Below are 25,051 nucleotides of genomic sequence, written 5' to 3'. Positions count from 1 at the left end.
ACGGCTGCGCCGCACATCTCCTCGGCCAGACCGCCCATCTCGGAAATCCGGCGGTTCAGGTATTTCAGGTCTTCGTCAAAGGCTGACAGAATATGGCTGGAGGGCATGGCTTTTCCCTTTCCTGGCAAGGAGGCTTCGATCAGCCGAAGCGGCCGGTGACGTAGTCCTGCGTGCGCTTCTGCTGCGGCGAGGTGAAGATCTTCGAAGTGTCGTCGAATTCCACAAGCTCGCCGAGATACATGAAGGCGGTCTGGCGCGAGACGCGGGCGGCCTGCTGCATGTTGTGGGTGACGATGACGATCGTGTAGTCGGCGCGCAGTTCGTCGATCAGTTCCTCGATCTTGGCGGTCGAGAGCGGGTCGAGCGCCGAGGCCGGTTCGTCAAGCAGGATGATTTCCGGCTTCACGGCAACCGTACGGGCAATGCACAGGCGCTGCTGCTGGCCGCCGGAAAGGCTGAGGCCGCTGGCATTCAGCTTGTCCTTCACCTCGTTCCAGAGTGCCGCGCGCCGCAGCGCTGCCTCGACGCGCTCGTCGATATCGGCCTTTGACAGGCTCTCGTAGAGGCGGATGCCGAAGGCGATGTTCTCGTAGATCGACATCGGGAAGGGCGTTGGCTTCTGGAACACCATGCCGACCTTGGTGCGCAGCATGTTGAGATCCTGCGAACGGTCGAGAATGTTCTTGCCGTCGACCAGCACCTCGCCCTCGGCGCGCTGGCGCGGATAGAGTTCGTAGATGCGGTTGAGCACGCGCAGCAGCGTGGACTTGCCGCAACCCGACGGACCGATGAAGGCGGTAACCGAACGGGCCGGCAGCGCCATGTTGATGCTTTTCAGCGCTTTCGTCTCGCCGTAGTAGAAATTCAGGTTCCTGATTTCAATCTTGGCGGGGCCGGCTGCCGTCTGTGTGGCGGGTTTCTCGGCGGATATCATGACTTATCGATCCTCCTTGCGTCCGGTGAGGCTGCGGGCCACGATGCTGAGGCCAAGAACAGTGAGCGTGATGATGAGGGCGCCGGTCCAGGCCAGTTGCTGCCATTCCTCATAGGGGCTGAGCGCGAACTGGAAGATGGTGACCGGCAGGCTTGCCATCGGAGCATTCAGATTGCTGCTCCAGAACTGGTTGTTGAGGGCGGTGAACAGAAGTGGCGCCGTCTCGCCGGAAATGCGGGCGATGGCGAGCAGGATGCCGGTGACGATGCCGGACGAGGCGGCGCGATAGGCGACCGAGCGGATGACGATCCAGCGCGGCGCACCGATCGCAGTGCCGGCCTCGCGCAGCGCGTTCGGCACGAGGTTCAACATGTCCTCGGTCGTGCGCACAATCACGGGTATGACCAGCACGGCGAGCGCGAAGGAACCGGCGATGGCGGAGAAATGCCCCATCGGCACCACCAGCATCTCGTAGACGAAGAGGCCGACGACGATGGAGGGCGCCGAAAGCAGGATGTCGTTGATGAAGCGCACGATGACGGTCAGCCGGCTGAAGCGGCCGTATTCGGCCATGAAGGTACCGGCCAGAATGCCGATCGGCGTGCCGACCAGCATGGCGATGATCGACATGGCCAGGCTGCCGGCAATGGCGTTCAGCAGGCCGCCTGCTTCGCCGGGCGGCGGGGTCATCTGCGTGAAGACGCCGAGCGACAGGCCGGCGATCCCCTTGTAGACCAGCGCGCCAAGGATCAGGGCGAGCCAGGCGATGCCGATCGCGGCTGCCAGCACGCAGAGTCCCATCATGATGCTGTTGGTGAGCTTGCGACGCGGATAGGTGACGGACGACATGGGCATCAGGCTCCTGCTTTCCGGTCGATGCGCATCAGCATGAAGCGCGCTAGAGCCAGGATGATGAAGGTGATGAAGAACAGGATCAGGCCGAGCGCAATCAGCGAGGAGGTGTAAAGCACGCCATCCGCCTCGGTGAATTCGTTGGCAATGGTGGCGGAGATCGTCGTGCCCGGCGCAAACAGCGAGGCATTGATGCGGTGCGCATTGCCGATGACGAAGGTGACGGCCATGGTTTCGCCGAGCGCACGCCCGAGACCCAGCATGACGCCGCCCATGATGCCGACCCGCGTATAGGGGATCACGATGTGGCTGATGACCTCCCAGGTCGTGCAGCCGATGCCATAGGCCGATTCCTTCAGGATCGACGGCACCGTGTCGAACACGTCCTTGGTGATCGAGGTGATGAAGGGCAGCACCATGATGGTGAGGATCAGCGCCGAGGTCAGCATGCCGATGCCATAGGGCGGGCCGGCAAACAGGCTGGACAGAACGGGGATATCGGCGAAGGCGTCGATGACGAAGGGCTGCAGGGTGGCCTGCAGGAAGGGCGCGAAGACGAACAGGCCCCAGATGCCGTAGATGATGCTGGGAATGCCGGCGAGCAGCTCGATGGCGATGCCGATCGGCCGGCGCAGCGGGCGCGGGCAGAGTTCGGTCAGGAAAACGGCAATGCCGATGCCGATCGGGACCGCGAGCAGGATCGCCACGGCAGACGTCACAAGCGTGCCGTAGATCGGTGCCAGCGCACCGAATTTCTCCGTGACGGGATTCCAGCTTTCGGTGGTGAGGAAGCCTGCGCCGAAGGTGGAGAGCGCCGGCCAGGAGCCGAGTGCGAGCGACAGCGCCACGCCGCCGAGCAAAGCGAGCACCACAACGGCCGCCAGACGCGATACCTCGCGAAAGATCACGTCGGTCAGCGCGAATTGTCGCACGATCCTCTCGCGGCGGCTGTCTTGCCGCTCCGCGCCTGCAGCACTCATGGGCTGATCTCCATCATCCGGCCGGGAAACAGGTGGGGCGGAAAGGGGCGCCACGGCGGGCGTCCCTTCCCGTGCGATGCGCGAAAGCGCTTACTTGGCGGCGAACAGCGGCTTGCCGTCCTTGCCGGTCACGTCCTTCTGCCACATAGCTTCGACGCTCTTGACGACCTTTTCCGGCATCGGAACGTAGTCGAGCTCGGCAGCCATCTTCTCGCCATGGGCGTAGGACCAGGCAAAGAACTTCAGCGCGTCGGTGGTGGCGGCCGCGTCGTCCGGGTGCTTGTAGACCAGGATCCAGGTGGCAGCCGTCATCGGCCAGGAGGTGGCGCCCGGCTGGTTGGCAAGGATTACGCCATAGCCCGGCTGGCTGGACCAGTCGGCGTTGGCGGCGGCAGCCGAGAAGGCTTCGGCCTTCGGCGAAACCTTCTTGCCTTCCTTGTTGATCATGTCGGTATAGGTCAGCTTGTTCTGCTTGGCATAGGCATATTCGACGTAGCCGATGGCGCCGTCCGTCTGGGAGACGTTGTTGGCAACGCCTTCATTGCCCTTGGCGCCGATGCCGACCGGCCATTCGAGAGCCGTGTTGACGCCGACCTTGCTCTTCCAGTCGGCGGAAACATCGCCGAGATAGTAGCTGAAGTTGTAGGTGGTGCCGGAGCCGTCCGAACGGTGAACGACAGCGATGGCCTTCGACGGAAGCTTGACCTTCGGGTTCAGCTTCTTGATGGCTTCGTCGTCCCACTTGGTGATCTTGCCCATGAAGATATCGGCCAGCACCTGGCCGTCGAGCACGAGTTCGCCCGGCTTGATGTCCTTCAGGTTCACGACGGCAACGATGCCGCCCATGACCATCGGGAACTGGGCCAGGCCCGCTTCGTTCAGCTCATCGCCCTTCAGCGGCGCGTCGGACGCGCCGAAGGTGACCGTCTTGGCCTTGATCTGCTTGATGCCGCCACCGGAACCGATGGACTGGTAGTTCATGCCGATGCCCGTCTCCTTCTTGTAGGCGTCGGCCCACTTTGCGTAGATCGGGTAGGGGAAGGTGGCGCCGGCGCCGGAAATGTCTGCCGCCTGGGCAGCAGTGACAAACGGAACAGCTGCGATCAGCGCGGTGGTCAGCGCCAATTTGCGAAGGAGCATATTCATGGGGATCTCTCTTGTTCAGAGTGCAAGACGCCGCATCGGCGACGAAATGCGGATTAGACCCGCTGAATGAAGCTCACATGACAATATCGTGGCAAGAAAAAGGCATGTATAGACGGTATGCGTCGCAACGTTGTATTTTGATATATGAACTCAATCGACAGTCAATATTTTGATGTCAAAATAAAAATGGACAAAAAGTAATTTTATATTTCTGGAAATTTTCCCGTTTCGGGCGCAATATGCATACCTTATGCCTTTCCTGCAGGGGAGCAAGCGACGCAGGCGTGCAAGTCCGTCAATCCTCTCGCGTCGATTGGCGAACCTGCCACATGTTCTCTGAGGGATGTGGAAGGCGTCCGGCGAACGGACCACGGACGCCGGCAAGCAACGGTCAGCCGTGTTTGAGCAGGGTGCTGCGGATCTTGGCAAGCGCTTCTTCGTTATCCGCGCCATAGGGGATCATCCCTTTCAACCGGCCGTCCGCCCCGATCAGCAGCAGGGATGTCGTGTGGTTCATATGGTAATCGCTGTCGTCGCCATAGCTGCGTGACGCGTAGATCATCCAGCCGTCCAGCACCTTCTGCAGCTCCTTGCGGTCGCCGGTGACACCGGTGATGCGGTCGGTGATGGAGGTGACGTAGCTGTGCATGACCTCCTTCGTGTCACGCTCAGGATCCACGGTGAAGAAGTAGGCGTTCAATGCCTTGCCCTCCGGTCCAAGCTGGTTCAGCCAGCCGGCCACCTCGAACAGCGTGGTCGGGCAGATTTCCGGGCAGTGGGTATAACCGAAATAGACGAGCGACGGGCCCTTGTGGAACAGGGTCTGGTCAACCGTGTTGCCTCGGTCATCGATCAGCGAGAACTTGGCCTCGAAGGGACCAGGGCGGGCGCGGGCGCTGTCGGCAGAAACCCAGATCATGATGGCGACCAGCAGGGTGACGAACAGACCCGCGGCGGTGAGGGCTGCAATGCGCAAGGGGGCATGGCTCATTCGGCGTCGTCCTTGGCCGGCCTTCTCTGCCGGCAGTGCGTGCGATCCCGTATCATCTCGTCTCTGCCCGCCGGCCGTGGATCGGTCGGTTCCGGAAGGCCTGGGTGGCTGGAGCTTTCCTTATACGCTTCCCGCGCGCTCGTGTACCGCTTGGCACCTCAAACCTTCGTCAACCCGACGGGCGTTTTGCCGCAGGGGTATCGGTACATTGTATAACGTTCTTCGAGCCGGTCGCACGTTAACACAAAAGAAAGAATTTCCTGTCCGGCCCATTGCTTCAGTCAACTGGGAACAGAAGAGGCATAACTTGCGATGTGGATCCGTGCTTCCGACAAAAGGTCATGTTTCTCCTTTCCTGTGTCGGGAAATACAACATCTTACCATTCACTCTATCGACTTGCCTCTTTCGCTTCAGGTGTGCGATATCAATCCAGCAAGTATAACGCTGTATCGCTGTAGGACATCTTGGGAGGATTTCGCATGGCAGGAAACACGACATCGAATTCGGTGATCGAGTTCTACGGCGCAGTGCGCCGCGATCCGCTCACCATGTCCCAACTGGCCAGCGCGCCCGACATCAAGACCTTCATGGACATGTTCATCGCGGAGGGGCATCGCCACGGCTTCGATCTCAGCGAGGAAATGATCGAGATGGTGGTCGGCAAGATCGAACGCCGTCCGATGGCGGCAAACGACAACAGTTGATGCCTTCGCACCGCCCTGCGCCGGAGGCGTGTGGGCAAGATTGATTTGCTTCGATTTCTGCTTGAAGCCGCCCGCCGGTCGTGTCAATCGGCGGGCGGCTTCGCGCGTCGTGCGACGGGGCCTTGTGGCAGCAGAAATCGTGCGGTGTCGCATGCGGAAATCGATGATGATGTGGCGTGTCGTGGCGCTGCGGGCACTCGCCAGCTTGGTGCTGACCTTGGGGCTTGTGTCGTCCCTCACGGTCGAGCGGGTCATGGCGGCGCAATTGCCAGGTGGTGTCGGCTCGCTGGTGGAGACTTTTGAAGACTGGGTGGTGGCCTGCCGGGCGCAGAACGGTGTCGTTGGCTGCGTGCTGCGCCAGGAGCAGAGCGACGGCACGACCGGCCGCGCCATGCTGGCGGCCGAGTTGATGCCGCGCGGTGGGCGCATCGATGGCGCCCTGCTGCTGCCGTTCGGGCTGAAGCTGGCCGATGGTGCGGGCCTTTCCCTCGGCGATGCCGGGCCGGTGCAGCGCTTTCCCTTTTCCACCTGCGTGCCGGATGGCTGCATCGTGCCGATCAGGCTGGATCCGGCGCTCGTCAGCGCGATGAAGACGGTGCCGGTGCTGAAAATCCAGGCGCTGACGCTTGCCACCGGCGAGGCGCTACCGATGCGTCTCTCTCTCAAGGGCTTTTCGGCAGCCCTGGCGCGGGCCGCGCAACTGGCGCCCTAAGCAACGGACTTCGTCCGCCAAAACACACGGCCGGGCCTCCTGCGGAAGGCCCGGCCGTGTTGCGTCGAGGCGGTTATGCGTCAGCGGGCGAGCCAGCCGCCATCCACCGCCAGAATCTGGCCGGTCACGTAGCCGCTGGCCGGTGAGGCGAAAAACAGCACGGCCGTGTCGAGATCGGAAGGCTCGCCCCAGCGGCCGGCCGGAATGCGCTCGAGGATGGAGCGGCTGCGGTTCGGGTCGTTGCGCAGTGCCTCCGTATTGTCGGTGTCCATGTAGCCCGGCGCGATGGCGTTCACGGTAATGCCCTTGGCTGCCAGTTCATTGGCCATCAGCTTGGTGAGCCCCGCCACCGCATGCTTGCTGGCGGTGTAGGAGGCGACGCGAATGCCGCCCTGGAAGGAGAGCAGCGACGCAATGTTGACGATGCGCCCGGCAATTCCCTTGTCCAGCATGTGCCGCACCACCCCTTGCGAGAGCACGAAGGTGCTTTTCAGGTTGATGTTCATGATGTCGTCCCAGTCCGTCTCGGAAAGCTCCGTAAAGTCGGCACGACGGATCTGGCCGGCATTGTTGACGAGGATGTCGATGGTGCCGCGCGCGGTGAGATCCGCCACCACGGCATCGAGGCCCGAGGGGTCGGCAAGGTCGTAGACCACCTCCTCGAAGCCGCGGCCGAGCGCCTTCACCTTGGCTTCGGTGTCCGGCATCGGGCGGGAGCCGAGCGCAATGATATCGGCGCCGGCTTTCGCCAGCGCCAGCGCCAGCCCCTGGCCGAGGCCGGTGCGGGCGCCGGTGACCAGCGCGCGCTTTCCGGTGAGATCAAAGAGATTCATAGCCTGCGATCCTTACTTGAGGTCCTTCATGGGCACGAAGTCCATGTCGGTGAAGGACTGGTTGTCGCCGGCCATGCTCCAGATGAAGGCGTAGGAGGCGGTGCCGGAGCCGCAATGGATGGACCAGGGCGGCGACAGGACGGCCTGTTCGCTGCGCAGGATGAGATGGCTGGTCGCCTGCGGGCGGCCCATCAGATGCACGACGAAGGCATCCTCCGGGATTTCGAAATAGAGATAGGCTTCCATGCGGCGGTCATGCAGGTGGGCGGGCATGGTGTTCCACACGCTGCCGGGTTCCAGCCGCGTCAGGCCCATCAGCAGCTGGCAGGTGGGGAGCACCTTCGGGTGGATGTACTGGTAGAGCTTGCGCTTGTTGCAGGTCAGCTGGTCGCCGAGATGGTTCTCGATTGCGTCAGCCTTGGTGACGATGCGCGAGGGGAAGCTGGCATGCGCCGGCGCGCTGTTGATGTAGAACTTGGCCGGGTTGGCGCTGTCTTCGCTTTCGAAGGCGATCTCGCGCACGCCCATGCCAAGATAGAGGCCGTCCTGGAAATCCAGCGCGTAGGTCGTGCCGTCGGCGACCACCTTGCCCTTGCCGCCGATATTGATGAGACCAAGCTCGCGGCGCTCCAGCAGGTAATCGGTGCCGACCGTCTTGGCGAGATCGGCGCCGATCGTCAGCGGGGCGGCGGTCGGCATGGCGCCGGCCACCAGCATGCGGTCGTAATGGGTGTAGGCCGCATGGATTTCGCCGGCGGCAAACAGCGTTTCGATCATGAAGGTGTCGCGCAGTTCGGCGCTCGTCATCGTTTCCGACTGGGTGTAATGCACCGCATGGCGCGTCTGTATCGTGGTCGTCATGGTTGTTCCAACTCCCTTGTGCTTTCGTCGACGGATTTGCGTCTATTCGAAGAGATCCGGATGCTGTGCTTCCAGCCGGGGCAGGTCGTGCAGCAGTTCGGACAGATGCGTGGTCATGGCGGCCGTTGCGGCCGCCGGATCTCTGGTGTCGATGGCCGCCACGATCGCCTGATGTTCGGCTATCAGTTTGGCAAGCGTGTCCGGTGCATGCAGCGAAAGGCAGCAGGCCCGGTCGATATGCGCCTTCAGATCCTCCACCACACTCCAGGCCATCGGCAGGCCGGCGCCTTCGGCGAGCGTCTTGTGGAAGAGGTCATCGTAGCGGCGGAATTCTGCCCGGTCTCCGGTACCGGCGGCGCGCTCCTGCTCCTTCAGGCAATCGGCAAGCCGCGTGCGGGCATGAAAATGAAAGGCGTTGCAGGCGGTGCGCACCACGGCCGTTTCGATGGTTTCGCGGATGAAGGCCGCCTGCATCAGCTTGGCGACGGAGATCTTCGCCACCACCGCGCCCCGCTGCGGCAGGATCTCGACCAGCCGGCTCTTGGCGAGCGCGATCAATGCCTCGCGACCGGGTTGACGGGACGAACCGTAGCGCTCGCCGATCTCCTGTTCGGAAATGCGTGCGCCCGGCGGGAGCGCAAGCGTCAGAATATCGCCGCGCAACTGCCGCTCCACCTTGTGCGCCATGCTTTCCGATGCCACGCGTCGACCTCCCTCGCTCTCGTGTACACTTCCATACAATGTCATACAGATATGTGCAACCGGCAGAGGCCTGCTTGCTCATCGAAGGCCGGCGGCGGGTTTCGCGGTCAGAGCAGACGATGGCGGAAGCGTTCGGGCACGATGCCGTCCTCAAGCCAGGCGAGCGCCAGCGGCCACAGCGTGTCGCGGAAGCGGTCGTGGAAGAAGGCGAAATGGCCAATGGCCCGATGGCCGATGTCGGCGGGATTGAGATGCAGGTGGGTTCGCTCGCTGGCGCTGAAATAAGCGAGCAGCCTGCCGACGGCCGGGATCGTGCCATGCGGATCGTCGCTGAGGCCAACCGCGAGAATGGGCGCGGTGATGCGCGCCATGCGGTCCTTCAACATGTCTGCCTCGCGGCGGCCATCGATCCTGCGACCGGGCCGGATCGTATCTTCGAAGCGGGCGCGCATCCGGCTCCAGTCGCGCACGACGCCCGCCGGCGTATCCTCCATCCAGCCGAGCCGCTTGGCGGGGAAGTAACCGAAGAGCGCGGTCAGCAGCGGCATCACGGCATGATATTTCAACAGCATGCGATATTTCGGCTGCGATGCATAATCGCGCCAGTGGGCATATTGCGCGCCGACGGTGAAGATCCGCTGCACGCCTTGCGTCGACGGCGCGAGACCCAGCGCAAAGCCGCCGATGGAATGGGCGACGATCGAGATCGGCCGCGGGCCGAAGTGATTTGCGGCAAAGCGCAGCGCGCCCTCGCAATCCTTCTCGCCCCAATCCGCCCAGTCCGCCGCAAAGCCTCGGAGGCGGGCGGGGCGGGACTGGTCGATGCCGCGATAATCATAGGTCAAAACGTCGAAGCCGTGCTCGAACAGATAGGCGGCGAAGCGCGCATAGTAGCGGCACCGCACCGAAGTGGCGGAGGTGATGACGACCACCGGCCGTGGTGGCGCCTCTGCCCGTTCCGCCTGCCACAGGAAACCGCCCAGCGGATAACCGTCCGTTGCCGGAAAGCGGACGGGGCGGCCGGCTCCATGCGGCAGTCGTGCGGGTGCGTCGCCGCCTGTCTGTGACGCGTCCATTCTGACATCCTCCCGGCGGCCCTCGAACTCGGCTTTGTCCAGTGTGAGCCAGACAGAGTCGGGGGCTCTCGCTCTCACCTGTCTGCATGGGGGTTCGGTTCCCCCGCTCAACTCTAGGCAAGCCGCAGGTCGCCGCCAAGTTCGCCCTTGGTCTGAGGCGGTGCTTGCCGCGTCGTGGTTGCTGGGCCGTGGTCGCAGGGAGCTGTCAGGCTGTCAGGGCCAGGCGGCATAACTCGTTTCGGCGAGCGTCCGCCGTTGCGACAGGCCCTCCCGATAGGCGCGCGGCGAAAGCCCGGCCATCCTCTTGAAGAAGCGGCTGAAATAGGCGGCATCGCGAAAACCCAGCGCATCGGCGATCTCGGCGATCTGCAGCGGCGAGCCGTCGAGCAGGATGGCGGCCTCGGCGGCAAGCCGGTTATGGATGAAATCCACCGGCGTGCGGCCGGTGGCGCGGCGCACGGCGGTGTTCAGCCGGTCCGCCGTGACGCCCAGCGCCTCAGCATAATCCGGCACCGTCCAGTGCTCGCGCATATGCGCATCGACCAGCTGCACGAAGCTGCGCACGATGATGCGCGGTGAGGGGCGCGGCTGGGCCGGTAGCGGAGCCGCGACACGCCACAGCGCGATCAGCACCAGCGCCAGATGGTGGCGGATCGCCTCGTCTGCGCCGGCAAGGCCGTTGCCGGCCGCGGCCTCCTCTCCGATGATGCCGATGGTGGCGGTCAGCCGGCGGGCGACGGTCAGCGTCAGGCGTGTGCCGAGAACGGGCCGCGAGATCGCGTCGCGCACCGGTGCATAGGCCGTTCCGGTCGGCATGGCCGCGCCCAGCATCGGATCGGGAACGGCAAGCGCCCCGCCGTCGCCGCCGGCCTCAATGGTGAGCACGCCCTGTTCGCCCGCCGGCAGCCAGAGCAGGCACGGCCCGGTGAGTGGCTGGGAGATCGGCTGGGCGCGGCGCGAGAGCCGGATCTGGCCGCTTCCGGCGCACAGCACGAAGAGACGGTTGCGATGGCCCCTGAGGCTCCATTCGGTCCGCGACAGCGCGCCGCCGAACAACTGCGCATCAGTGGATGTGGCGGGTTGCGCCTCTGCTACCGAAGGCTCTGCCGTTTTGCGAATCGTCTCAGGCATGCAGCTGTCCCTCCATCCCGTGAAAAGTACAAGTTTCTCCTGTAATTGTCTATTTGGTCGCCCGGGGCATGGCGCTACTGTTGTCTCATCGTGATGCGCGGTGCGAGGAGGAGATTGCCCATGCGACACGGTCTGAAACCCGTAACGGGTTTTGGGAGGCCATCGTGAACGAGATTGCAGAGTGACGATCCCTGTCCGGCCGTTCGGCTGGACTGGAACGATCGCGTGGCGTCGGCTTCGCCGCGCCGCGGCCTGTCAGTCGCGCATGATGGATTGGCAACAGAGTTTCGGGAAGAGACAGAGGAAAAACCATGACCGTTCTCGGCTTCAAGATCAACAATGCGGAAGTGGAGGCCATCGACGGCCGCAGCTTCCAGCGGCTGAACCCCATTTCCGGCGAGGTGGCGACCAAGGTGGCTGCAGCTTCCGTGGAAGATGCGCGCGCTGCCGCCAATGCCGCCGCCGCAGCGTTTCCGGCCTGGGCTGCCACCAATCCCGCTACCCGCCGCAAGGTGCTGATGGCCGCTGCCGACAGCCTGCAGGCCAAGGCACCGGACTTCGTCGACGCCATGGCTGCCGAAACCGGGGCGACTGCCGGCTGGGCGATGTTCAACGTGATGCTGGCCGCCGACATGCTGCGCGAAGCCGCCTCCATGACGACCCAGATCAGCGGCGAGGTGATCCCGTCCAACCGTCCGGGCACGCTCGCCATGGCCGTGCGCCAGCCGGCCGGCGTCATCCTCTCCATGGCGCCGTGGAATGCGCCGGTCATTCTCGGCGTCCGCTCCATCGCGCTGCCGCTTGCCTGCGGCAATACGGTGGTGCTGAAGACCTCGGAAATCTGCCCGCGCACGCACCGCCTGATCGTGGATGCCCTGCATGAGGCCGGCCTGCCGGAAGGCGTGCTGAATGCCATTTCCAACGCGCCGGAAGATGCCGGCGAGATCGTGGAAGCGCTGATCGCCCATCCGGCGGTGCGTCGCGTCAACTTCACCGGTTCGACCCGCGTCGGCCGCATCATCGCCGAAACCGCCGGTCGTCATCTGAAGCCGGCGCTGCTCGAACTCGGTGGCAAGGCGCCCTTCGTGGTGCTTGATGATGCCGATCTCGATGAGGCCGTCGCGGCCGCTGCCTTCGGCGCCTATATGAACCAGGGCCAGATCTGCATGTCGACCGAGCGCATCATCGTCGATGACAGGATCGCCGACCAGTTCGTCGCGGCCCTCGCCGCCAAGGTTGCCACGCTGAAGGCCGGCGATCCCGGCAAGGGCGATACCCCGCTTGGCTCCGTCGTTGATGCGCATGCCGCACAGCGTCTCGACCAGCTGGTGCGCGATGCCGTGTCCAAGGGCGCCGTGCAGGTGGCCGGCGGCCGCATCGAGGGCACGATCGTCGATGCGATCCTGCTTGACCGCGTCACGCCTGCCATGCGCATCTATGGCGAGGAAAGCTTCGGCCCGGTCGCCAGCATCGTGCGGGTCGGCTCTGTCGATGAAGCTGTGCGGGTGGCAAACGACACCGAATATGGCCTCTCGGCGGCTGTCTTCGGCAAGGATGTCAACCGGGCGATGGCGGTGGCCCGCCGCATCGAATCCGGCATTTGCCACATCAACGGCCCGACCGTGCATGACGAGGCGCAGATGCCGTTCGGCGGCACCAAGGCCTCCGGCTATGGCCGATTCGGCGGCAAGGCCGGCATCAACGAGTTCACCGAACTGCGCTGGATCACCATCCAGGACGGCCACCTGCATTACCCGATCTGATCGGGATTTCGCCGGTTTCTGACGATGAGGGCGGTCGCGATCAGCGGCCGCCTTTTCCATTTTTCAGGCATTCTCTGTGAAGGGTCCGATCAGGGCGCTGCGGCCCGTATCGCGAGATGATCGGCGGCCGTCTTGCGGGCCAGCATGGCCAGCTGCCGGAAATGCGGGCTGCGTGCACTGCTGCGGCGCCAGAAGAAGCCGATCTCGCGCCGGGCCGGCCAGTCGCGGATGGTCAGAAGCTTGAGGCCGCGATCGGCCATGATTTCCGAGCGCGCGTAGAATTCCGGAAACAGCGAGAGCCCCATTTCGATCGACACCATCTGGCGCAGCGCATCGAGGCTCGTGCCCTCATAGTTTTCCGCCATGGTGGCACCGGAGAGTGCGGCGAGTTCGCGCACGTTTTCCAGAAGCCGATGACCACGTCCCAGCGTCAGAAGCGGCTCGCCCTTCAGATCCTTCAGTTTCACGAATTCGCGGCTTGCCAGGGGATGGTTGCCGGCGACGCCGAGGAAGATCTGCTCGACGCAGACCTCCTCGAAGAGAAATGCTTCCTCGTCCTGCGGGCGCTGGCCGAGCGCGCAATCGACCACGCCGGTGCGCACCTGTTCCTCCAGCAGCGCTGGCCGCTCCTCGCGCACATGCATGCGCAGCGACGGATAGAGCCGGTGCAGTTGTGGCAGGAAGTGCGGCAGGAAGTAAGGGCCGAAGGTGGGGACGGTGCCGAGCCGGATCAGTGAGCCGAGATTGTCGCGACCGGCAGACGCGAGCGTCACGATCTCGTCCAGCGTGGCAAGTACCGATTTCGCGGCGGCGGCGATCTCTTCGCCCATCGCCGACATGGCAATGGCGCCCGGCGTGCGCTCCACCAGGCTGACGCCGAGTTGCTTCTCCAGAAGCGCGATCTGGACGGAGAGCGTTGGCTGGGAGACATGGCACATCTCCGCCGCGCGGCCGAAATGGCGGGTGGTTTCCAGCGCGACCAGATATTCCAGCTGTCGATGGGTCGGGCGATAGGGCATGCGATAGACAGTAACTATCAGGATCATTCTGTCAATGAATTGGAGCTATTGATCCTGATGCGTCATAGTCTTTCTGTCAGAAAGGAGACGACGCGATGAACCCCCTGCTGAAGGCCCTGAAAGCTCGGCATTCCGTCATTGACGACAAGATCGACCATGAGCAGCGCGCAAGGAGACCGGATGGCCTGCGCATCATGGCACTCAAGAAGATCAGGCTTCGCATCCGGGAGCAGATCGAATTTCTCGAACGGGCCGGGCGCCTTGGAAAGCCGCTGGTCGTGGTGCGGCGTCGCCGGCTGAACCCCGGCTTTGCGGTTCCGTGACCGGGAAATGCGCAGGAAGTGCGCCGTAACGCTTGCCCTGCGCTGCGGGCGAGGCGGTCATGCCGTCTCGCCCGCGCCTGCTGCCTGAGGTCAGATGCTGCGGTCCGAGGCTGCTGCCAGCCAGACGGCCGGATTGCGGATGGCAATGCGGCTGCGGATATCGGTGGCGCTCGCGGCGATCAGCACGTCGTAGTCGCCGGCCTCGGCGCGGAACGCTCCGGCTTCGACATCGAAATAGCTGAGGTCGCGGGGCTTGATCGTGAGCCGCGCCGTCCCGGTTTCGCCGGCCCCGAGTTCCAGCTTGGCAAAGGCGCGCAACTCCTTCTCCGGCCGCTCGATGGCCGAGGAGAGCGGCTTCACGTAAAGCTGCACGACGTCGGATCCGCGCCGGTCGCCGATATTGGTGACATCCACCTCCACGGTGATGCCGTCGGCACCCATGTCCTTTCCTGATGCGCGGGCCTCGCTCCAGGCAAACCGGGTGTAGCCAAGGCCGAAGCCGAAGGGGAAGAGCGGTTCCACGCCGCGGCTGTCGTGGTGGCGATAACCAACGAAGACCCCTTCCGCATAGCGCACATGCCCGTTCTGGCCGGGATAGATCGCGGGATCGCCGGTGATTGCGGAATTGTCGGCAAGCTGTTTCGGGAAGGTTTGCGGCAGGCGCCCGCCGGGCTCCGCATCGCCGAACAGCAGATCGGCCACGGCATGGCCGAGTTCCTGGCCCGGATACCAGACCTGCAGCACGCCGCGCACCTTGTCGAGCCACGGCATTTCCACCGGACCGCCGGTCTGCAGCACCACGACAGTGTTGGGATTGGCCGCAGTCACCCGTTCGATCAGTTCCTCCTGGCGGCCGGGCAGGCGCATATCCGGCAGGTCGAGGCCCTCGGTATCCCATTCGCCATCGCGCCCGACGAAGAGCACGGCGACATCCGAGGCGGCGGCCTCCGCGACGGCGTCCTCGATCGCCTGGTCGCCGAGCGGCTTTTCGAGGCCGAAGCGCAGCGCCGTGATGGTGATTCCCTCTTCCTTCGGCGGTGGCGACAGATAGTCGACGGTCAGGCGATAGGTGCGGCCGGCTTCCAGCATCACCGGCGTGCGCAGCTCCGTGTTGGCGGTGCCGAAATAGTTTTCGCCACGCGTCCAGCCGTCATCGCCGTTCACCACCAGCTCGCCGTCGAGATAGAGCCGGGCAAGGCCGGCATTGGTCATGCCGAACACATGCTCGCCGCCTTCTTCGGCCCGGAAGGTGGCGGTGACACGGACCGAGAAGTCATCGAGCTTCAGTGCGGCATGCGGCAGGTCGAACCAGAAGAACTCGCCCTTTTCGCTGCGTTCCGTGGCAATCGGCATGCCCTGGCACTGCGTGCCGGCAAAATATTCCACCGTCAGCTCGCCGGAAAAGACGCGGGTGAGGCGGTTGTTGCGGCAGCCGGCAGCGTGGCGGATGCTGTTGGCATTCGACAGCGCCGCGCGAATGCCCTCCAGGGGCGAGACGCGGTAATGCGCGTTGATCTGGGCGCTGCCGCCCCCCATAACCCTTGCCTCGGCAGCATTCGGGCCGATCACAGCGATCTGTTCGAGCGAAGTCTTTGTCAGCGGCAGGATGCCGTCATTCTTCAGAAGCACTGCGCCTTCGGCGCCGAGCCGTCGGATCAGTGCCCGGTCTTCCGGGAGGTCGAGCGCGTGTTCGGAGAGATCCGGCGCCTGCTCAAAGGCGCCGACACGCTCAAGCAGCGTCAGGATGCGGCGGGCGGCCTCGCGCACCGTCTCGGGCGCAACCTCGCCGTCCTTCACCGCCTGCACCAGCTTTTCGCCGCGGTCACGGGTCGGCCCCGGCATTTCGAGATCGAGGCCGGCATTGACGGTCTCGGCGGTGGAATGCGAGCCGAACCAGTCCGACATCACGATGCCGTCAAACCCCCAGTCCTGCCGCAAAACCTCGGTCAGCAGCCAGGGATGTTCGCTGGTATAGGTGCCGTTCAGCCGGTTGTAGGAGGACATCACGGCCATCACGCGGGCGGTCTTCACCGCCTTCTCGAAGGGCAGAAGATAGATTTCCCTGAGCGACCGCTCGTCGATGTCCGACGACATGGTCTGCCGCTCGATTTCCGATTCATTGCCGGCGAAGTGCTTGATGGTGGCGGCGACGCCTTGCGACTGCACGCCCTGGATATAGGCGACCGCCAGTTCGGCGGTCAGCAGCGGATCTTCCGAATAGCATTCGAAATTGCGGCCGTTGAGGCCGGAGCGATGGATGTTGACGGTGGGCGCCAGCAGCACCGAGGCGCCCTTGCTTTTCGCCTGGCCGGCCAGCGCCACGCCCATTCGTTCAACGAGCGCCGGGTTCCAGCTGGCGCCGAGCGCGATCGCCACCGGAAAGCAGGCAGCCTTCACTCCGCCGACCAGCGAGCCCGCGCCGCGCGCGCCGTTCGGCCCGTCCGAGACCTTGATCTTCGGCACGCCGAGCCGCTCCACCGGCACGGTCGTCCAGAAATCCGCGCCGGCCAGCAGCGATACCTGCTCTTCCAGCGTCATCGTGTTCAGAAGCTCGTCAATCATGCAGTCCTCCGGGGTCAAATGGGGGCGTCCGGCGGGGATCGATCCTGCCGCCGGACCAGGAACGAGGGTCAGCGCACGCCGCGCACCGGCGCGATGGCGAGCGCACCGAGGAAGGCGCTGAAGGCGGCTGCGGCATAGAGCGCGGGATAGTTTTCGCCGGCATTGCCGATCGCAAGCAGCAGCGGCGCCACCGCCGGCGCGATCGATTGCGGCACGGCATTGGCGATGTTGAGGACGCCGAGGTTCTTTGCCGCATGCGTCTCGCGGTCCGGCAGCACATCCACCACCAGTGCCTGATCGACGGCCATGTAGACGCCGAAGCCGATCGAGGCGACGGCGACGCCGGCATAGAAGACCGTGAGGCTGCCGGCGAGGATGATGATGGCGATGCCGAGTGCATAGGTCATGGCAGCGGCCAGCACGAAGGCCTTGCGGCGTCCGAGCCGGTCGGAGAGATAGCCGGAGCCGAAGGACGAGCCGACGACGAAGACGGTGGTGATCAGGGTGGAGACGAACATGATGTCGCCGATCCGCTCCTGCGGCACCTTGAGGTGGTCCATCAGGTAATAGACCTGGTAGGAGGTCAGCACCGCAAAGCCGAAGAAGACGAGGAAGCGGCTGAGCCAGGCATAGCCGAAATCGGGATGCTTGACCGGGTTCACCCAGAAACTGCCGGCAAGCTCCGGCAGAAGCGGCGCCTGCGGGCGCGTATCGCGATCGGTCGGTCGGTCCTTCAGGACGAGGCAGAAGCCGCCGACAGCGACGAGGCCGATGGCGGTCGGCAGCAGGAACATGGTGGTGCCGTGGGTGCCGGTGAGCGCGATGATGGCGCTGCCGAGCAAAAGGGCGACGTAGACCGACATTCCGGCCAGCGCCGAGACCAGGCCGCGCTGACGCTCCGGCACCTGATCGGCGACGACGGCCACCAGCGCGGCGAGCATGGCATTATAGGCGGCCTGAACAAGGCACCAGGCAATCCCGATGACGAGAAGGCTGGAGGAATAGGCGATCACCAGCTGTGCCAGGCTGCCGACCAGTACGCCGCCGATCATCCAGGGCTTGCGACGGCCGAAACGGCTGCGGGTGCGATCGGAGAGCTGCCCGAAAACGGGATTGGCGAAGAGAGCGAAGAGCGCGCCGGCGCCCAGAATGGCGCCGAGGCTTGCGCCCTTGCCGGCGGCATCGATGGCGTTGACGCGGATCGCAAGCGTCATCGCGACCGGCGTCATCACAGCCACATAGAAGCCGAGGCTCGCCAGAGCATAGCCGATGATGAAGGTAAGGCTGACCTCGTCGCCCTCTTTGGCGGCGACCGCGCCCGCCGGCGCAACGCCCTGCGTATGCGAAAAAGACATGAAAAATCCTCCACGACGCTGTCACGCACGGTGATAGCTGTTAAACCTACCGCGTAATCGGTATTTTTAAAGAGTCAATCGGCCACGGGGTCGCGGGTGGAACAAGGAAGGCCGGCAAATGACGCAGGCATCACCGCCATTCGCTGCTGTTGCCGTTTTCTGAATTCCGAATAAAAGAACGAGAGAGCGAGCGAGGAAGGCCGAATGGACGGCACGGGACAGAACCGGCAGAAGGCCGGGCAGGCGGCACCACCGAAGCGGCGCAAATCGCCCAAGGGTGAAGAGCGGCGCGAGCAGATCCTGCAGGCGGCCATGCGGCAGTTCGCCGATGACGGCTATCAGAACGCCTCGTTTGCTGCCATCGCCCAGGAGGTGGGCCTCTCCCTGCCGGGCCTCATCCACTATTTTCCCACCAAGGTGGATCTGCTCCTCGCCATTCTGGAGCGGCGCGATCTGGAGAGCGTGAAGGTACTGGGAGGGCCGGATCTCTCCTGGCGCGCGCTGTTGTCTGCGCTTGTCGAGGTGGTGCAGGCCAATACGCATATCCCGGGTGTGGTGCGAACCTTTGCGATCCTCAATGCCGAGAGCCTGACGCGGGATCATCCAGCCGCCGGCTGGTTCGGCAATCGCGTCCGCAGCGTGAGCCTCAGCCTTTCACAGACCTTGCAGCGTGGCATCGAGAGTGGCGAGATCCGTCCGGATGTCGATGCGCGGGCTCTGGCCGCCGAGCTGATTTCGATGATGGACGGCCTGCAGATGCTGTGGCTGAGGGCGCCGGATGCGATCGACATGGTGGCAATCTTCCGCGCCTATGTGGATCGGCTGATCGCCGACATCGCCCTCGGGTAGATTCCACCGGCGGCTGAACGCCTCTGCGATCCGATCCGTCGATAGGGGTCACAGCTTTGCTGCTGGCGCAACCGGTCGCGGCAGCCGCAACGTGCACCGGAGCCCCGCCGGCTCGAACTGCAGTTCGGCCGCGCCGCCTCCGGGCGCAAGGCTTGCCGTAATCAACCGCGAACCGAATCCCTTGCGGGTTGGCGCGCTGACCGGGGGACCGCCTTCTTCGCGCCAGACAAGTTCCAGCGTTTCCGGCAGCAATTGCCATTCGATGCGCACCACGCCGTAAGGCACGGAAAGAGCGCCATATTTTGCTGCATTCGTGGCGAGTTCATGGATCACCAGCGCCACCCGCGGGGCCGTGTCGGCATCCAGACTGCAGGCGGGGCCGATCAGTCGCAGCCGCTCGGGATCATAGGCGGAAAGCAGGATGCGCAGCATCGCCTCCAGATCGTTCGGCATGGCATTCTGGCCGGATGACATGCGATGCGCCTCTGAAAGCGCCCGCATGCGCCCCTCGAAGCGCGGCATGAATTCACTGAGATCGTTGCAGGAGCGCGCGGTCATCTGGGCAATCGCCTGCACCAGCTGCATGATGTTGCCCACCCGGTGGCGCATCTCGCGTGCCAGCACCTCCGCCTGTGCCTCGGCCTTCTCAAGGGCGGCCATCAGCACATGCATGGCATGGATGATTCCCACCGTCAGCGCGCCGAACAGCGTAAAGACGGTGGAGGAGAGAAGCGCGCTCGGCAGTCCGACCTGACGGATGGTCAGCCACACGATGATGGCAAACGCCACGCCGTAGACCATCAGCATCATGCCGCCGGCGCGCCCGCCCCAGGCCGTGGCCACCACGATGAACGGAAAAAATGTAATGAAGGGCGCACCGAGCAGAACGGATCTGAGCAGGAACCACAGCCCGATCGCAATTGCCGCGCAGCCAAGTGCGATCAGCTGGCCGACAAGCAATGTCGGCCGCCTGCGCGGTATCAGCAACATCCACCAGGAGTCCCCCACCTGGATCTTGATCTGGCCCATCCTCATCTCCGAACGCCGTCAGAATATTCGAACGTTTCGAAATTCCTAGACGTCGCATGGCAACAGATCCTAGCCATTTTGCGTGCCCCGAGGCTGACGCAAGGCAGGATTGCTTGCCGGGGCTTCTACTCGCTTTCTGTGCGAAAAAAGGCGCCGGCCGCAACGATCAGCCAGCCGAGGATCATCAGCAGACCGCCGCTTGGGGCGGCCATCGGAAAGAGGCCGGCAGAGCCAAGATGCCGAACGACCAGATCAGCGGCGAAGAGAACCGTACCAAGGCTGAGCACCAGCGCGGCAAGCGTTGCCGTGCGAACCATGCGATGCCCGAGATAAAGAGCCAGCAGCACCGGCGCATGGGCAAGGCACATGGTGGAGGCATTGCCGAGAAGGTGGGCGTCGCCTCCATGGCTGGCGGCCGCTGCCAGCACCACGCCGCTTGCGCCGAGAAAGCCGGAGAGCATCAGGATCAGCGGGCGAAGACTGTCGAGGGCGCGCATGCTCATTCCTCCCGGTTCTGCATGTGCTGGGCCAGCCGCTCGACGGGCGCCCAGATGATCTCGCGCAGCTTGGGATTGGCGATCGTTTCCTCCATGGCGCGCGAAAAGCAGAGCAGCCACTCGTCGCGCTCCGCCGCGCCGATGGGCGCGCCAAAATGGCGGGCGCGCAGGCGCGGATGCCCGTATTTCTCCACATAGACAGGGGGGCCGCCGAGATAGCCGGTGAGATAATCGTAAAGCTTGGACTCGCTGCCGCTGAGATCCTGCGGATGGATGGCGCGGCAGCGCGCCGCCTCGGGCAGCGTGTCCATGAGCTCGTAGAACCGGCGGGTGAGGGCCCGCACGGTCTCGTCTCCGCCGATCGCTTCATACAGCGTAATGGTTTCGCCGCTCATGTCCCGTCCCGTTCTGCTTCGCAGGAGGTCTAGACGGGCCGGCGCCTTGCCGCAAGCGGTCAAGGCGCCGCAGGGCGGCGGGTATGGTTATTCCGAGCCCGGATCGATCTCGCTGGCATCGGTTGCCGGCAGGGCGCCGGTGCCGGGGGTCTTGTCCGGATCGACCTTCGAGCGGGCGTCAGGACCGGCGGGAATGGTGCCCTGACGGCGCGTCGCGGGTGCCGTTTCCTCGCCCACGGCACGTTCCGGCTTGCTGTTCACGGTCATCGTTGTCTCCTTCGGTTGTCCCGAGGGAAACGGAGGGCGGGCGCGATGGTTCCGCGGCAGGCTCAGGTCGTGCTCGCCACTGCGGCCTTGTCGATGACATCCTCCGGAATGTCGTCGAAGGAGGCGTAGTTGAGGTTGTAGAGCCGGGCATAGAGCCGGTCGTTGCGCATCAGCTCGGCATGATTGCCGCTTTCGATCAGCTCGCCGTTCTGCAGCACGATGATGCGGTCCGCCTCGCGGATGGTCGCCAGCCGGTGGGCGATGACGAGGCCGGTGCGGCCCTGCAGCAGCTTGACCAGCGCCTTCTGGATCAGCATTTCCGTATAGCTGTCGATATTGGCGGTCGCCTCGTCGAGCACCAGGATCTTCGCATCCGCCACCAGCGCGCGGGCAAAGCTGATCAACTGGCGCTGGCCGAGCGACAGATTGCCGCCGCGCTGGCCGAGCAGGCTGTCATAGCCGTCGGGCATGCGCATGATGAAATCATGCGCGCCAACCGCCTTGGCCGCCTCGATCACCTGCTCGCGGGTGGCCTCGGTCTTGTGATAGCGGATGTTCTCGAACACGGTGCCGGTGAACAGGAAGGGTTCCTGCAGCACCATGGCGATCTGCCGGCCGAGCGATTCCTGCGTCAGGTCGCGCACGTCATGACCGCCGACCAGCACCGCGCCCTGCTGCACCTCGTAGAAACGGTGGATCAGCGACATGCAGCTGGACTTGCCCGAGCCCGTCGGTCCGACCAGCGCCACCGTTTCTCCCGGATTGACGCGGAAGCTGACATTCTTCAGCACGGGATGCTTCGGATTATAGCCGAACACCACGTTGCGGAATTCCACCGAGCCGTCCATGTCGGGCGAGAGCACCTTGGCATCGGGCTTGTCCTCGATATCGACGCGCACGTCGAGCACATCAGTCAGGCGCTGGCCGGAGGCCATGGCCCGCTGCATCACCGAATACTGCAGGGTGAGCGAGCGGATCGGGTCGAAGAAGCGCTGGATGTAGAAGAGGAAGGCCACCATCACGCCGACATCGAGCGCCTGGTTCAGCACGCGCGCGCCGCCGACCACGATGACGAGCGCCATGGCAATCCCGGTCAGCGTGTCGACGATCGGCACCATCACCTGGGCGAGGCGTGCGGCGTGCAGGTGGTTGTTGAGGTTGGTGCGGGCCTTGTCGTCGAACAGGGTGAAGTTGACCGCCTGGCGATCCATGCCCTGCACGGCGCGCACGCCATGAATGGCTTCCGCCAGCGCGCCGCTCGCCACCGAATTCGATTCGTGTGCTGCCATGAAGGACTTGCGCGCCACCGGCAGCCAGAACAGGCGCACGATGAACAGGATCGGCAGGGCGGACAGGGTCAGCAGGCCGAGGTAGAAATCGAGGTACAGCATCACCACCACGATGCCGATCAGTAGTGTGATGTCGCCGACCGAGAGAACCGAGGTTTCCAGGAATTCCTGCATGGAATTGACGTCGCCCTGCAGGCGCGACATCAGGCGGCCCACCTCGGTCTTGTCCATGAAGGACAGCGAGACGCGCTGCAGATGGTGGAACATGGCGCGGCGGATATCGAACAGCACGTCTTCCGCCACATTGCCGACCAGCGTTTCCTGCGCATAGCTCGCGGCGAAATTGACGAGGATCGCCACCCCGAAGGCGATGATCGCCGACACGAGCGCCGCCCGGTCGCCGCCCGGCTGCATGCCGTTGTCGATCGCGTGGCGGATGATCAGCGGAATGGCGAGCTGCATGGCGGTAAACACCAGTACGGCCACCACGGCGAGCGCCACCTTCTTCTTGTAGGGGCGCACGAAATCCCAGATGCGGGCAATGATGTTGCGGTCGAACACCTTGCCGAAGATTTCCTCCTCGATGCGGTGCGAGCCCACCACCGCGCGGGGCGGGCGGCGGCCATCCTCGCGCACGTCGGCGCGTTCCGTTTCCATTTCCTCGGCCATGTCGTCCTCCCTCAGCCGGCCAGCGCATCGTCGCCGGGGCGGATCTGCAGGTCATGCAGTGCCTTGTAGCGGCCACCCAGCGCCAGCAGCTGCTGATGCGTTCCCTCTTCCACGATCCGGCCGTTCTCCACGAAGAGAATGCGGTCGGCATGCATCAGCGAGCCGAGCCGGTGCGCAACGATCAGCGTCACGCGGTCGCTGGCATAACGGCGCATGGCGCCGCGGATGCGCTGTTCGGTGGCCGCGTCGATGGCGGCCGTCGAATCGTCGAACACCATGACGGCGGGCTTCAGCATCACCGCGCGGGCAATGGTGAGCCGCTGGCGCTGGCCGCCGGAGAGCGACACGCCGCGTTCGCCGACCACGGTGCCGTAGCTGGAGGGCAGGCCGAGCACATAATTGTGCAGCTGCGCGCTTTCGCTGGCCCGTGCGATCTGGTTTTCCCGCGCCCAAGGGTCACCATAGGCGATGTTGTTCTCGATGGTGGTGGTGAACAGGAAGCTGTCCTGCGGCACGACGACGATGGAACGGCGCAGCGATTGCAGCGTGACATCGCGGATATCCTGCCCGTCGATGGTGATGCGACCCTGGGTGACGTCGTAGAAGCGCGGAATCAGATGGGCGATGGTCGACTTGCCGCTGCCCGGCGGGCCGACGATGCCGATCGTCTCGCCGCGCCGCGCCTCGAAGCTGATGCCGTCCAGCACGCGGTTGTCCGGTGCGGAGGGATAGGCAAAGCCGACATTGTCGAAGCGCAGCGTGCCCTCGCGAACGATGAGCGCCGGGGCCTTCGGCTTGTCCTTGATGGCAACGTCGAGATCGAGCAGGCCGAACAGGCGCGCGCCGCAGGTGGAGGCGCGGGCAAAGGCATTGACCATCAGGCCGAGCTGGCGCACCGGCATCTGCAGGATGGTCATGAAGGTGAGAAAGGAGGCGAGCGTGCCGACCGTCATCTCGCCGGCCATCACCTTGGTGCCGCCGACCCACAGCACGAGTCCCATGGCGGCGAAGAAGGAGAGCGTCATCGCGCTGGTATTGGCGACCCGGATGCCGACCCGCTGGTGGGCGAGCGTCAGTGCGCTCAGCGACGCCGTCTCGAACTTTTCCATTTCATGCGCCTGGGCGGCAAAGGCGCGCACCACGCGAATGCCGCCGAGATTTTCCTCCATCACCCGCGTCAGCACCTGCAGGCGTTCCTGCAGGTCGAGCCAGGTGGCGCGCAGGCGAAGCTGCGCCACGGAGGAGCGCCAGCCGACGAAGGGCACGAAGCTCAGCGCCAGAAGGCCGAGCAGCACATCGGTGGAGATCAGCAGATAGGCGCCGATACCGATCAGTACCGAGAGAAAGATCATGCGGACGAGCGCGGTGGAGAAGTACATCCGCACGCCCTCCAGATCGAGAAGGCCGATGGTGATGAGGTCGCCGGAATGCATGCCGTCATGGAAGCTGAACGAAAGGCGCTGGATCTTCTCGTAGCAGGCAAGCCGCAGTTCGTAGCCGATGTGGTGGCCGACCGCTTCGCTGTAATAGTTCTGCACCATGGTGAACAGGCCGCGCAGCACGCTGGCGCCCAGAAGCAGGAGCGCGGTTGCCAGCAGCGCGTCCTGCGCCGCGACGCCCAGCGATCCGCCCGCCCCGATGCCCTGTGCCTCGTCGATCGCCTGGCCGAGCAGGCGCGGGATCATCAGCTGGAAGGCGGAGGCGATGAAGGTGGCGCCGATGGCCGCGCCCGACTGCCAGGGATGCCGGAAGGCCATCACGGTGATGCGGGTGAGGATCGACAGGCCCTTGCCCCAGCCGGCGGCTTTGACATGGGCAAGGGAAGCAGCCGCCGGTGCGGCGCCGCTCGAAGCTTGGGGTGTCACGGTCGTCATTCCAATGCAGCACGCCCTGGCAATGGACCAGAAGGCGGTCTTTTCCGGTGAAAATTTAGGCGGAAACTCTCCGAAGGGAAGCGCATTGGAACCCGATTCTGATGGAATCGGAAGTGATATCTTTTCACAAATATCAAAAAAGGGGCGAGAAAGGTGAACGCTGTTGCGTTGACCGCCTAAAACATGGTCACGCCCGCGAGCTTCTGCGGGGAAAGGGGCCGCACCGCATCCGTCATG

At 64.3% G+C, this 25,051-nt stretch carries 24 protein-coding genes and 1 pseudogene; 5 read left to right on the top strand and 20 right to left on the bottom strand.

The window, feature by feature from the left end:
• The 6 genes and pseudogenes from F3H95_RS15980 to F3H95_RS15955 all read right to left on the bottom strand — a co-directional run.
• Positions 1-107: pseudogene (locus F3H95_RS15980) on the bottom strand (phosphate transport system regulatory protein PhoU); the annotation flags it as partial.
• Positions 108-139: 32 nt separating this feature from the next.
• Positions 140-934, bottom strand: a complete 795-nt coding sequence (gene pstB / locus F3H95_RS15975) for a phosphate ABC transporter ATP-binding protein PstB (RefSeq protein WP_143126367.1) — start codon at positions 932-934, stop codon at positions 140-142.
• A 3-nt stretch (positions 935-937) separates the two neighbouring features.
• Positions 938-1,783, bottom strand: a complete 846-nt coding sequence (pstA, locus tag F3H95_RS15970; RefSeq protein ID WP_149746728.1) for a phosphate ABC transporter permease PstA — start codon at positions 1,781-1,783, stop codon at positions 938-940.
• A gap of 5 nt (positions 1,784-1,788) precedes the next feature.
• Complete coding sequence (gene pstC / locus F3H95_RS15965; RefSeq protein ID WP_149746710.1) at positions 1,789-2,766, bottom strand: phosphate ABC transporter permease subunit PstC; 978 nt, start codon at positions 2,764-2,766, stop codon at positions 1,789-1,791.
• Positions 2,767-2,856: 90 nt separating this feature from the next.
• Entirely contained in the window at positions 2,857-3,906 is a 1,050-nt protein-coding gene (pstS, locus tag F3H95_RS15960) for a phosphate ABC transporter substrate-binding protein PstS (protein WP_244618039.1), read from the bottom strand.
• 397 nt (positions 3,907-4,303) lie between these two features.
• Positions 4,304-4,903 carry an SCO family protein gene (locus F3H95_RS15955; protein ID WP_149746709.1) on the bottom strand — a complete coding sequence of 200 codons (600 nt, stop codon included), beginning with the start codon at positions 4,901-4,903 and terminating at the stop codon, positions 4,304-4,306.
• A 480-nt stretch (positions 4,904-5,383) separates the two neighbouring features.
• On the opposite strand from F3H95_RS15955, the gene F3H95_RS15950 reads away from it, so the two are divergent.
• Both F3H95_RS15950 and F3H95_RS15945 read left to right on the top strand, forming a co-directional pair.
• Entirely contained in the window at positions 5,384-5,608 is a 225-nt protein-coding gene (locus tag F3H95_RS15950; RefSeq protein ID WP_143126363.1) for a hypothetical protein, read from the top strand.
• Between the two features lie 166 nt (positions 5,609-5,774).
• Entirely contained in the window at positions 5,775-6,320 is a 546-nt protein-coding gene (locus F3H95_RS15945) for an invasion associated locus B family protein (RefSeq protein ID WP_188134396.1), read from the top strand.
• An 80-nt stretch (positions 6,321-6,400) separates the two neighbouring features.
• On the opposite strand, the gene kduD is transcribed toward F3H95_RS15945, so the two are convergent.
• The 5 genes from kduD to F3H95_RS15920 form a co-directional block, all read right to left on the bottom strand.
• Complete coding sequence (gene kduD, locus F3H95_RS15940; protein ID WP_149746707.1) at positions 6,401-7,153, bottom strand: 2-dehydro-3-deoxy-D-gluconate 5-dehydrogenase KduD; 753 nt, start codon at positions 7,151-7,153, stop codon at positions 6,401-6,403.
• A gap of 12 nt (positions 7,154-7,165) precedes the next feature.
• The gene (gene kduI, locus F3H95_RS15935) at positions 7,166-8,014 is read right to left on the bottom strand and encodes a 5-dehydro-4-deoxy-D-glucuronate isomerase (RefSeq protein WP_149746706.1); all 849 of its coding nucleotides are present in this window, start codon (positions 8,012-8,014) and stop codon (positions 7,166-7,168) included.
• A gap of 42 nt (positions 8,015-8,056) precedes the next feature.
• Complete coding sequence (locus F3H95_RS15930; RefSeq protein ID WP_244618032.1) at positions 8,057-8,716, bottom strand: GntR family transcriptional regulator; 660 nt, start codon at positions 8,714-8,716, stop codon at positions 8,057-8,059.
• A gap of 107 nt (positions 8,717-8,823) precedes the next feature.
• The gene (locus F3H95_RS15925; protein WP_149746704.1) at positions 8,824-9,792 is read right to left on the bottom strand and encodes an alpha/beta fold hydrolase; all 969 of its coding nucleotides are present in this window, start codon (positions 9,790-9,792) and stop codon (positions 8,824-8,826) included.
• A 213-nt stretch (positions 9,793-10,005) separates the two neighbouring features.
• The gene (locus F3H95_RS15920; protein ID WP_143126357.1) at positions 10,006-10,923 is read right to left on the bottom strand and encodes a helix-turn-helix domain-containing protein; all 918 of its coding nucleotides are present in this window, start codon (positions 10,921-10,923) and stop codon (positions 10,006-10,008) included.
• A 311-nt stretch (positions 10,924-11,234) separates the two neighbouring features.
• Here F3H95_RS15920 and F3H95_RS15915 point away from each other — a divergent pair, with 311 nt between their 5' ends.
• Positions 11,235-12,686 carry an aldehyde dehydrogenase gene (locus F3H95_RS15915; protein ID WP_143126356.1) on the top strand — a complete coding sequence of 484 codons (1,452 nt, stop codon included), beginning with the start codon at positions 11,235-11,237 and terminating at the stop codon, positions 12,684-12,686.
• An 89-nt stretch (positions 12,687-12,775) separates the two neighbouring features.
• On the opposite strand, the gene F3H95_RS15910 is transcribed toward F3H95_RS15915, so the two are convergent.
• The gene (locus F3H95_RS15910; protein WP_280177846.1) at positions 12,776-13,732 is read right to left on the bottom strand and encodes a hydrogen peroxide-inducible genes activator; all 957 of its coding nucleotides are present in this window, start codon (positions 13,730-13,732) and stop codon (positions 12,776-12,778) included.
• Positions 13,733-13,800: 68 nt separating this feature from the next.
• Here F3H95_RS15910 and F3H95_RS15905 point away from each other — a divergent pair, with 68 nt between their 5' ends.
• A complete protein-coding gene (locus F3H95_RS15905) occupies positions 13,801-14,028 on the top strand; it encodes a YdcH family protein (RefSeq protein ID WP_143126355.1) in 228 nt (75 codons plus the stop codon).
• A 90-nt stretch (positions 14,029-14,118) separates the two neighbouring features.
• Here F3H95_RS15905 and F3H95_RS15900 read toward each other — a convergent pair whose 3' ends face one another.
• A complete protein-coding gene (locus F3H95_RS15900; RefSeq protein ID WP_149746703.1) occupies positions 14,119-16,590 on the bottom strand; it encodes a glycoside hydrolase family 3 C-terminal domain-containing protein in 2,472 nt (823 codons plus the stop codon).
• Positions 16,591-16,658: 68 nt separating this feature from the next.
• On the bottom strand, positions 16,659-17,945 hold the full coding sequence (locus F3H95_RS15895) for an MFS transporter (RefSeq protein WP_149746702.1): 1,287 nt from the start codon (positions 17,943-17,945) through the stop codon (positions 16,659-16,661).
• 204 nt (positions 17,946-18,149) lie between these two features.
• Between F3H95_RS15895 and F3H95_RS15890 the strand changes: the two genes are divergently transcribed.
• The gene (locus tag F3H95_RS15890; RefSeq protein ID WP_143126352.1) at positions 18,150-18,794 is read left to right on the top strand and encodes a TetR/AcrR family transcriptional regulator; all 645 of its coding nucleotides are present in this window, start codon (positions 18,150-18,152) and stop codon (positions 18,792-18,794) included.
• Between the two features lie 48 nt (positions 18,795-18,842).
• Here the strand turns inward: F3H95_RS15890 and F3H95_RS15885 are convergent, their stop codons facing one another.
• The 6 genes from F3H95_RS15885 to F3H95_RS15860 all read right to left on the bottom strand — a co-directional run bounded on the left by F3H95_RS15885 (position 18,843) and on the right by F3H95_RS15860 (position 24,805).
• Complete coding sequence (locus F3H95_RS15885; protein WP_188134395.1) at positions 18,843-19,823, bottom strand: sensor histidine kinase; 981 nt, start codon at positions 19,821-19,823, stop codon at positions 18,843-18,845.
• 125 nt (positions 19,824-19,948) lie between these two features.
• On the bottom strand, positions 19,949-20,326 hold the full coding sequence (locus F3H95_RS15880) for a DUF423 domain-containing protein (protein ID WP_149746700.1): 378 nt from the start codon (positions 20,324-20,326) through the stop codon (positions 19,949-19,951).
• Positions 20,323-20,715, bottom strand: coding sequence for a group II truncated hemoglobin (locus F3H95_RS15875; protein WP_149746699.1), 393 nt, complete (start codon positions 20,713-20,715; stop codon positions 20,323-20,325). The genes F3H95_RS15880 and F3H95_RS15875 overlap by 4 nt, the downstream gene beginning before the upstream one ends.
• An 87-nt stretch (positions 20,716-20,802) precedes the next feature.
• Positions 20,803-20,982: a hypothetical protein gene (locus F3H95_RS15870; protein WP_149746698.1), complete on the bottom strand. Its 180-nt coding sequence runs from the start codon at positions 20,980-20,982 to the stop codon at positions 20,803-20,805.
• 62 nt (positions 20,983-21,044) lie between these two features.
• Complete coding sequence (locus F3H95_RS15865) at positions 21,045-22,940, bottom strand: ABC transporter ATP-binding protein (RefSeq protein WP_143126347.1); 1,896 nt, start codon at positions 22,938-22,940, stop codon at positions 21,045-21,047.
• Positions 22,941-22,951: 11 nt separating this feature from the next.
• Positions 22,952-24,805, bottom strand: coding sequence for an ABC transporter ATP-binding protein (locus F3H95_RS15860; protein ID WP_244618031.1), 1,854 nt, complete (start codon positions 24,803-24,805; stop codon positions 22,952-22,954).
• Positions 24,806-25,051 lie beyond the last annotated feature (246 nt).

Source organism: Rhizobium sp. RU35A (assembly GCF_900156005.1).
GTDB classification, from domain to species: Bacteria; Pseudomonadota; Alphaproteobacteria; order Rhizobiales; family Rhizobiaceae; genus Neorhizobium; species Neorhizobium straminoryzae.
Note: the sequence above shows the minus strand (reverse complement) of the source record. Positions and strands in the feature narration are given on the sequence as shown.

What these genes read in the sequence shown, in the direction of transcription:
- F3H95_RS15900 (WP_149746703.1), bottom strand. Translation starts at nt 16,590, where the DNA reads ATGATTGACGAGCTTCTGAACACGATGACGCTGGAAGAGCAGGTATCG.
- F3H95_RS15890 (WP_143126352.1), top strand. Translation starts at nt 18,150, where the DNA reads ATGGACGGCACGGGACAGAACCGGCAGAAGGCCGGGCAGGCGGCACCA.
- F3H95_RS15915 (WP_143126356.1), top strand. Translation starts at nt 11,235, where the DNA reads ATGACCGTTCTCGGCTTCAAGATCAACAATGCGGAAGTGGAGGCCATC.
- F3H95_RS15945 (WP_188134396.1), top strand. Translation starts at nt 5,775, where the DNA reads ATGATGTGGCGTGTCGTGGCGCTGCGGGCACTCGCCAGCTTGGTGCTG.
- F3H95_RS15925 (WP_149746704.1), bottom strand. Translation starts at nt 9,792, where the DNA reads ATGGACGCGTCACAGACAGGCGGCGACGCACCCGCACGACTGCCGCAT.
- pstS (WP_244618039.1), bottom strand. Translation starts at nt 3,906, where the DNA reads ATGCTCCTTCGCAAATTGGCGCTGACCACCGCGCTGATCGCAGCTGTT.
- pstA (WP_149746728.1), bottom strand. Translation starts at nt 1,783, where the DNA reads ATGTCGTCCGTCACCTATCCGCGTCGCAAGCTCACCAACAGCATCATG.
- F3H95_RS15865 (WP_143126347.1), bottom strand. Translation starts at nt 22,940, where the DNA reads ATGGCCGAGGAAATGGAAACGGAACGCGCCGACGTGCGCGAGGATGGC.
- pstC (WP_149746710.1), bottom strand. Translation starts at nt 2,766, where the DNA reads ATGAGTGCTGCAGGCGCGGAGCGGCAAGACAGCCGCCGCGAGAGGATC.
- F3H95_RS15905 (WP_143126355.1), top strand. Translation starts at nt 13,801, where the DNA reads ATGAACCCCCTGCTGAAGGCCCTGAAAGCTCGGCATTCCGTCATTGAC.
- F3H95_RS15910 (WP_280177846.1), bottom strand. Translation starts at nt 13,732, where the DNA reads ATGATCCTGATAGTTACTGTCTATCGCATGCCCTATCGCCCGACCCAT.
- F3H95_RS15880 (WP_149746700.1), bottom strand. Translation starts at nt 20,326, where the DNA reads ATGAGCATGCGCGCCCTCGACAGTCTTCGCCCGCTGATCCTGATGCTC.
- kduD (WP_149746707.1), bottom strand. Translation starts at nt 7,153, where the DNA reads ATGAATCTCTTTGATCTCACCGGAAAGCGCGCGCTGGTCACCGGCGCC.
- F3H95_RS15950 (WP_143126363.1), top strand. Translation starts at nt 5,384, where the DNA reads ATGGCAGGAAACACGACATCGAATTCGGTGATCGAGTTCTACGGCGCA.
- F3H95_RS15885 (WP_188134395.1), bottom strand. Translation starts at nt 19,823, where the DNA reads ATGGGCCAGATCAAGATCCAGGTGGGGGACTCCTGGTGGATGTTGCTG.
- F3H95_RS15870 (WP_149746698.1), bottom strand. Translation starts at nt 20,982, where the DNA reads ATGACCGTGAACAGCAAGCCGGAACGTGCCGTGGGCGAGGAAACGGCA.
- kduI (WP_149746706.1), bottom strand. Translation starts at nt 8,014, where the DNA reads ATGACGACCACGATACAGACGCGCCATGCGGTGCATTACACCCAGTCG.
- F3H95_RS15875 (WP_149746699.1), bottom strand. Translation starts at nt 20,715, where the DNA reads ATGAGCGGCGAAACCATTACGCTGTATGAAGCGATCGGCGGAGACGAG.
- F3H95_RS15955 (WP_149746709.1), bottom strand. Translation starts at nt 4,903, where the DNA reads ATGAGCCATGCCCCCTTGCGCATTGCAGCCCTCACCGCCGCGGGTCTG.
- F3H95_RS15920 (WP_143126357.1), bottom strand. Translation starts at nt 10,923, where the DNA reads ATGCCTGAGACGATTCGCAAAACGGCAGAGCCTTCGGTAGCAGAGGCG.
- pstB (WP_143126367.1), bottom strand. Translation starts at nt 934, where the DNA reads ATGATATCCGCCGAGAAACCCGCCACACAGACGGCAGCCGGCCCCGCC.
- F3H95_RS15895 (WP_149746702.1), bottom strand. Translation starts at nt 17,945, where the DNA reads ATGTCTTTTTCGCATACGCAGGGCGTTGCGCCGGCGGGCGCGGTCGCC.